7 protein-coding genes are annotated in these 6405 nt (G+C 73.3%); 3 read left to right on the top strand and 4 right to left on the bottom strand.

Annotation, left to right across the window (positions count from 1 at the left end; translation table 11 throughout):
* Positions 1-42: 42 nt before the first annotated feature.
* On the bottom strand, positions 43-297 hold the full coding sequence (locus tag ACIQOV_RS21915) for a hypothetical protein (RefSeq protein ID WP_401050857.1): 255 nt from the start codon (positions 295-297) through the stop codon (positions 43-45).
* A 184-nt stretch (positions 298-481) separates the two neighbouring features.
* A complete protein-coding gene (locus ACIQOV_RS21910; protein WP_401050855.1) occupies positions 482-1681 on the bottom strand; it encodes an FAD-dependent monooxygenase in 1200 nt (399 codons plus the stop codon).
* 121 nt (positions 1682-1802) lie between these two features.
* On the opposite strand from ACIQOV_RS21910, the gene ACIQOV_RS21905 reads away from it, so the two are divergent.
* Both ACIQOV_RS21905 and ACIQOV_RS21900 read left to right on the top strand, forming a co-directional pair.
* Entirely contained in the window at positions 1803-2516 is a 714-nt protein-coding gene (locus ACIQOV_RS21905; RefSeq protein WP_401050852.1) for a TetR/AcrR family transcriptional regulator, read from the top strand.
* A 101-nt stretch (positions 2517-2617) separates the two neighbouring features.
* Positions 2618-3418 (top strand): HEAT repeat domain-containing protein, encoded by an 801-nt coding sequence (locus ACIQOV_RS21900; protein WP_401050850.1) that lies wholly within the window; start codon positions 2618-2620, stop codon positions 3416-3418.
* A 119-nt stretch (positions 3419-3537) separates the two neighbouring features.
* Here the strand turns inward: ACIQOV_RS21900 and ACIQOV_RS21895 are convergent, their stop codons facing one another.
* Positions 3538-3903: a hypothetical protein gene (locus ACIQOV_RS21895; protein WP_401050848.1), complete on the bottom strand. Its 366-nt coding sequence runs from the start codon at positions 3901-3903 to the stop codon at positions 3538-3540.
* A 271-nt stretch (positions 3904-4174) separates the two neighbouring features.
* Here ACIQOV_RS21895 and ACIQOV_RS21890 point away from each other — a divergent pair, with 271 nt between their 5' ends.
* Positions 4175-4444 (top strand): GlsB/YeaQ/YmgE family stress response membrane protein, encoded by a 270-nt coding sequence (locus ACIQOV_RS21890; RefSeq protein WP_359903939.1) that lies wholly within the window; start codon positions 4175-4177, stop codon positions 4442-4444.
* Positions 4445-4485: 41 nt separating this feature from the next.
* Here ACIQOV_RS21890 and ACIQOV_RS21885 read toward each other — a convergent pair.
* Positions 4486-6405 (bottom strand): amino acid transporter (locus ACIQOV_RS21885; protein WP_401050845.1); only part of this gene is annotated, 1920 nt, incomplete at its 5' end.

Genomic DNA, 6405 nt, shown 5'->3' with positions numbered 1-6405 from the left:
CACCCCGGCCGCGCATCCCCCGGCACCACGCCCCCGACGGGATCACGCGTGCACGGTCGTCCCGCAGGCGAAGGAGACCATCGGCAGGAAGCCGTGGCTCCGGACGTCCGCCTCGGCGACCGGGGAGGTGCAGAACCAGCCCTCCTGGCCGAACACGTTCCGCGGGACGATCGCGTTCGGATCGTGCAGGACCGCGTCCTCGCCCTGGTCGTCCGCGACACCGGAGGTCACGCACGGGCCCGCGTAGAAGGCACCCGGATCGCCGCCGTTCACAGCGCCGGACGCGAAGGCGGTCATCTCGTCGGAGGGTCGGCGGGGGCGGGGGCGGGGGCGGCCGCCGCTCGTAGAACGTTCTTCCAGCGGTGGCCCGCCGCATGTCCGTCCTACGTCCGCCGGCCACCCGGGAGGGCGCGGCCGTCGCACGATCGACTCGCGGGACCGTCCGGGTGGAGGCTCCTGGTGCCGCACCGGGTGTCCCCGGTCAGCCGGCGAGTTCCCTCGGACGGCGCGAGTCGCGCTCGTAGTCCGGCAGTTCGACGCTGCTGACCCGCTTTCCCAGCTCCAGCATCCGCTCCAGCGCCCAGCGCCGGTTGAGCAGCGCGTTGCGGAACCGCAGGCCCGCGGCCGTGCGCGGGGCGAGGAACGGCCCGGTCCGGTCCCCGCCCTTCTGGCAGCCCTGCGCGTAGCCGCGCAGCAGCTGCTCGTACCGCCCGAAGGCGGCCTGGTGGTCGCCGCGCGCCCGGGCCAGCTCGCCCGCCAGGACGTACGCGGCCACCACCGCCGTGCCGGTGCCCATGCCGCCGATGGTCGCCCCGCAGGCGGCGTCGCCGATCAGGGCGATCCGGCCGGTCGACCAGGCGGGCACGTCGGCGCGGCTGATCGAGTCGAAGTACAGCTCGGGGGCGGCGTCCAGGCTCTCCAGCAGCTGCGGCACCCGCCAGCCGAGGCCCGTGAAGGCGGCCCGGACCAGCGCCTTCTGCCGCGCCGGGTCGTGGCGGTCGTGGCGCAGCTCGGGCGAGGCGAAGAGGCAGAACGCGCCGGCCCGGCCCGGGTCGCGGTGGGCGGCACCGACGGACATCAGCCGGCCGGGGACGTTGAGGCCGACCGCGCCCGTCGGCAGCCCGAGGTCGTTGGGCAGCTGCCAGGTGGCCGCGTAGTAGCCGAGGTGGCGGACGTAGCGCCGTTCGGGGCCGAAGGCGAGCCGGCGGACGGTGGAGTGCAGCCCGTCGGCGCCGATCACCAGGTCGAACTCGCGTGGCGCCGCGTGCCGGAAGGTGACCCGGACTCCGCTCGGGCTCTCCTCCAGTGCGGTGACCGAGTCGCCGAAGACGTACTCGGCGCGGGCGCTGCTGTGCCGGTGGAGCAGTTGGGCGAGTTCCCCGCGCGGGACCTCCAGGTCGCCGCCGGCGAATTCGGCGGGCAGGTGCAGCAGCCGGCGCCCGTCGGGGCCCACGAAGGTCATCGGGCTGCCGCCGGTGCCGAGCGTGCGCAGTTCCTCCAGGACTCCCATCCGCTCCAGCACGGTCAGGTGGGTACGGCCGCGGAAGTCGACGTCCTGGCCGCCGTCGCGCAGTGCGGGGGCCAGCTCGACGACGGTCACCTCGAAGCCGTACCGGCCCAGCCAGTGGGCCAGCGCGGGGCCGGCGATGCTCGCGCCCGAGATCAGGACCTTGGTGCTCATGGAAACCACTCCGTCCGGGAATCAGAAAACTGTGTCTCGCGGACACTGTTTGTTGCTGTGTACGGTAGACACAGTTGGCCTGGAAGGACAACCCCCCAGGCCGCGGCCCAGGACGGAGCGGATGATGGCCGAGGCGGCGAACGACACGGTGCGACTGCTCTGGGGGCCGCCGGCCAGACCCACCCGGGGGCCGAAGCCGGCCCTGAGCCTGGAGCGGATCGCCGCGGCCGGGGTCGAGGTCGCCGACGCGGAGGGGCTCGCCGCGGTCTCCATGCAGAAGGTGGCCGGACTGCTCGACTTCACCAAGATGTCGCTCTACCGCTACGTCCCCGGCAAGGCCGAACTGATCGCCCTGATGGTCGAGTCGGCCGTCGAAGCGCCCCCGCACGCCTCGGAGGGTGCCGACTGGCGGGATCAACTCACCGCCTGGGCACATCACTTGGCCGAGTCCTTCGCCCGCCACCCGTGGCTGCTGGACGCCACCGTCGGCGCGCGGGTCATCGGCCCGAAGGAACTCGCCTGGCTGGAAAGGGTGGTGACGGCACTCGACGGCCACGGGCTGACCGGCCCCGAACGGATGGACGCCGCCGTCCTGCTCACCGGGCACGTGCGCGGGATCGCCGCGCAGGCCCGCGCCGCCGGGCCGGCCGCCACCCCCGAGGCCGAACTCCTCGCCGCCCTCGGCACCGTGGTCCAGGAGCACGCCGACCGCTTCCCCGCGGTCGCCGCCGCCATGGCCGACCCGGGCGGCCGCGACCAGGCGCTGGAGTTCGGCCTGGAGCGCATCCTGGACGGACTGGCCGCCCTGATCGAGCGCCGCGCGGACACCGCCTGACCCGCGGGGCCTCCCCGGACCGCCGGGCCGCCTCCCCGCCCGGCGGTGGCACCCGGAAAATCGCTCGGAGCGCCGACGGTCGCTCGCTGGGATCGCACCCCATGGCGATGTTCGTACACCTGACCGCCGCGGCGAACGCGCCGCGCATCCGCCGCGCCGGGATCCGCGCCGACAGCCGGGGCCAGGGCGGCGCGCGCGGGGTGTACTGCTTCCCCGTGCTGCCCTCGTACACACTGACCCACCAGTGGCTGCGCGAGCTGGCCCGGTTCGGCCCCAAGGGCGCACTGGTCGCGGTGCACCTCCGGCTGGACGACGAGCAGGAGGTCCTGGCCGGCCACTACCGCGACCGGGCCCGGGGCGTCCAGCAGCCGCTGCGCGCGGCCGAGGCGGTCCGGCGGATCGGCGCACTGGCCGACCCGCGCGGCTGGGAGGTGTTCCTGCCGCGCGCGGTGGGCGCCCGCGAGGTGCACCGGGTCCGCGCCGTGCCGCAGGTCACCGGCTGGCGCTACGTGCCGGGCGCCCACGGCACCCGGCCCTGCACCTGTCAGGGCTGCCGGATCTACGGCGAGTACGGCGGCCGCCGGCTGCGCGAGCGCCACCCGCACCCGCTGGACGGCCCGCCGCCGCCCGTGCCCGTGCTGCTCGCGCGGATCGCGGCGGCCGGCGAACCGGGCGACCCGGCCGAACTGCGCTCCGCGCTGCACTGGTTCGGACTGCGCCGGCGCGGCCCGGTGGACCGGCTCGCCCGGCTGGCCTCCCACCCGGCCCCGGAGGTGCGCGAGGACCTGGTTCGGGCCGTCGGCCGCTGGTCCACCCCGGGCATCGCCGAACTGCTGGACGGCCTGGCGGAGGATCCGCACCCGCGGGTCCGCGAGGCCGTCACGGCGGTACGGGACCTCTGAGGTCCCGGACCGCCGTCGGGTCGTACGCCGGCGCCGGGTCGTTCACGGGTGCCGGACCGTTCGCCGGTGCCGGCGCCCTGCCGCCGGTTCGGGCCCCGGCGCCGGATCGTGCGTCGGCGTCAGGAGACGCGCTTGAGCTGCCAGGAGTTCTTCTCCAGGCTCGGCACCGCGGAGTACTGACAGCCGGAGCTGTGGAAGGTGCTCACGATCGTCCAGCCGGCCGGCGGCCAGGTCGAGGCGCAGGCGTTGACGACGGTGCCGACCGGGTAGCCGGTGAGCTGCATGATCTTCTTGGTGTTCGGGGTGAACCCGGAGCCGCAGCCGGCGCTGTTCCACCACTGGACGTCCACGAAGCCGGTCGGCGTCAGCGAGGAGGAGCAGCTGGTGCTGGTGTCGCCGGGCGCGGCCTGGGCCGTCCCCATGGTGAGGGTGAGCGCGGCGGCGGCACAGCCCAGGGTCAGCGCGGCGGAACGAAGTCGAATCACGGGGGTCGGCTCCTCTCGGCGACGCGGCACGTCCGCGGCCCGCCCATTCCTATCCGTGCGGCCGCGACGGCGGACAGCGGATTTCCGGCCCGACCTGCGGCGGGTTCTCGCCCATCCCGGCCGGGAGCGGCCCGGTGGCACGCCGCCGACCTGCGCGGTCTCCGGTCGACGTGCCCGTTCGCCCGATCCGGGTGATCATGGGACGAACCGCGTCATCGGCGATTCGGCGCACCGGGCCTTCGGCCCGGGTGCGCCCGGAAGGTGGACTGCGATGTTCCAGCTCCTGTGGATTCTGCTCATCGGCTTCGTGCTGGGCGTGATCGCCAAACTCATCCTGCGCGGACCGCAGTCGATCCCCTGGTGGCTGACCATGCTGCTCGGCGCCGCCGGGGCCTGGCTCGGCAACGCCGTCTCCGGCTGGATCGGTGTCCGCCACACCTCGGGGATCGACTGGATCCGCCACATCCTGCAGATCGTCTTCGCCGTCGCCCTGGTGGCCTTCGTCGCCCCCGCGTGGAGCAGATCCCACCAGAACCGCTGACCGGCCGACGCGCCGTGCGGGCCGCCGTCGGCCGGGTTCGCTCAGCCCACGTGGACGGCCGGCCGGCGTGAGCGGTCCGGCTCGGCCTCGCGCAGCACCTCGCGGGTGACCGGGGCGATCTCGCCCTGTCCGAACAGGAAGAACCGCAGGAACTGGGCGAACGGGTTGCCCTCGGTCCACTCGAAGTAGATGTGCGGCTGTTGCCCGGTGAGGTCGCGCACCCGGAGCAGCAGGGCCGCCAGGGCGTTGGGCACGCTGGAGCTCTCCAGGGTGAGCACCCGGTAGCGGTCGTGCAGCACCTCGCCGCGCACGGTCAGTTCGGCCTCGAAGTCGGACGGGTCGAGCACGGTGACCTCGACGAAGACCAGGTCGTCCTCGGCCGGGATGTCGTTGTCCCGCCGGATCTGGTGGATCTTGTCACGGTACTCGGCGAGGTCGCGGCTGTTCGGTTCGTTGGCGATCAGCCGCAGCGGGCGATGGGTGTAGTCCCGGACGAACCGCTCCGCGACGTCGTCCAGCAGCACGTCGGTGACGCGCAGTTCGAAGGCGCGCTTGAGCCGGGAGAGGAACGAGACCAGCATGATGCCTGCGATGAAGCAGGCGCCGATCTTGACCCCGTCCGGCCGCTCGGCGATGTTCACCGCCGTGGTGTAGAGGAAGACCGCGGCGATCACCGCGAAGCCGGCCCGCCAGCGGCGCTGCCCGGCCTTGTGGGCGGCGATGGTCACGGCGATGGCGGCGGAGCTGATCAGCACCAGGACGCCGGTCGCGTAGGCGCCGCCCTGGGCGTCCACGTTGGCGTCGAAGATCCAGGTCACCAGGAAGGCGATCAGGGTGAGCACGACGACGGTCGGCCGCACCGCGCGGGCCCAGTGCGGGGCCATGCCGTAGCGGGGCAGGTAGCGCGGCATCAGGTTGAGCAGCCCGGCCATCGCGGAGGCCCCGGCGAACCAGAGGATGGCGATCGTGGAGAGGTCGTAGACGCTGCCGAAGGTGCTGCCCAGGTACTCGTGGGCGAGGAAGGCGAGCGCCCGCCCGTTGGCCTGGCCGCCGGGCTCGAACTGGTCCGGCGGGATGAGCAGCGTGGTGATGAAGCTGGTGGTGATCAGGAAGACGCTCATGATCGCGGCGGCGGTGGTCAGCAGCTTGCGGGCGCCGCGGATCCGGCCGGTGGGCTTCTCCTCGGTGTCGTCCGGGTCGCCCTCGATGTGCGGCATCACGGCGACGCCGGTCTCGAAGCCGGACAGGCCGAGCGCCAGCTTCGGGAAGACGATCAGCGCGACGCCGATCATCGCGATCGCGTTGCCGTGCTCCACGGTCAGCGCGTCCGTCCACTCGGTGAACAGCTGCGGCTCGCTGAACACGTGCCACAGTCCGTTGGCCACCACCACGACGTTGAGCGAGAGGTACACCGCGACCAGCACCACGGCCAGGCCGATCGCCTCACTGAAGCCCTTGAGGAAGACCGCGCCGAGCAGCGCGATCATGATCATGGTCAGCATGATCTGCTTGCCGGTCAGCGCGTCGTGCAGGTGCGGGTTCTCCACCAGGTGCGCGCTGGCGTCGGCGGCGGACAGGGTGATGGTGATCATGAAGTCGGTGGCCGCGAAACCCAGCAGGGTGAGCACGAAGAGCTTGCCCTGCCAGAAGGACAGCAGCCGTTCCAGCATCGCGATCGAACCCTGGCCGTGCGGGCTCTCCTGGGCCACCCTCCGGTAGACCGGCAGCGCGCCCAGCAGGGTGACGGCCACCAGCACGATGGTCGCCAGCGGCGAGACCAGCCCGGCCGCGAGCGCGGCGATGCCGGGCTGGTAGCCGAGCGTGGAGAAGTAGTCCAGGCCGGTCAGGCACATGACCCGCCACCAGCGCCGGCCCTCCTCGTGCGGAACCTCGGCGTGCGGGCCGGGGTGCTGCTTGGCCTTTTCGGCCAGGCCCTCCAGCATCCAGGCCCGGAACCGCCC

Origin of the sequence: Kitasatospora sp. NPDC091257, from assembly GCF_044757675.1 — a bacterium.
Lineage (GTDB): Bacteria > Actinomycetota > Actinomycetes > Streptomycetales > Streptomycetaceae > Kitasatospora > Kitasatospora lactacystinica.
The sequence above is the reverse complement of the archived record's forward strand: the minus strand, read 5'-3'. Positions and strand labels throughout refer to the sequence as shown.